The 444-nt window shown below is 63.7% G+C and carries 1 protein-coding gene; it reads right to left on the bottom strand.

What is annotated here, in order from left to right; translation table 11 throughout:
- On the bottom strand, positions 1–444 hold a 444-nt coding region (locus EOB49_RS34735), incomplete at both ends, for a Na+/H+ antiporter NhaA (protein WP_206526207.1).

Below are 444 nucleotides of genomic sequence, written 5' to 3'. Positions count from 1 at the left end.
CGAGCGAAACGCCGGCATTGGCAAAGCCAAAGATCGGGATGACGACGAAGGCCACAATCTTGTGCAGGCCGTGCTCGAGCCGGTGCAGGGGCGAACGGTCGAGATCGTGGCCGATCCCGGCGGAACGCTCAAGCGGGATGGTCAGCGCCAGCGCCACGCCGGCGAGCGTGGCATGGACGCCGGATTTCAGAACCAGCACCCACAGGATGACGCCGAGCACGAGATAGGGAACCAGCGTCATCACCCGCATGCGGTTGAGCACGACAAGCGCGGCAATGACGGCGAAGGCAGCACCCAGATAAGCCAGCGAAAGGCCGCTGGTGTAGAAGATGGCGATGATAATGACGGCACCGAGGTCGTCGATGATGGCAAGGGCTGTGAGGAACACTTTCAGCGAAGCCGGCACGCGGCTGCCGAGCAGCGACAGCACGCCGAGCGCGAAAG

It is taken from the genome of Mesorhizobium sp. M7A.F.Ca.MR.148.00.0.0 (genome assembly GCF_003997735.1).
Classification (GTDB): Bacteria; Pseudomonadota; Alphaproteobacteria; order Rhizobiales; family Rhizobiaceae; genus Mesorhizobium.
This window is presented reverse-complemented; position numbering and strand designations above follow the sequence as displayed.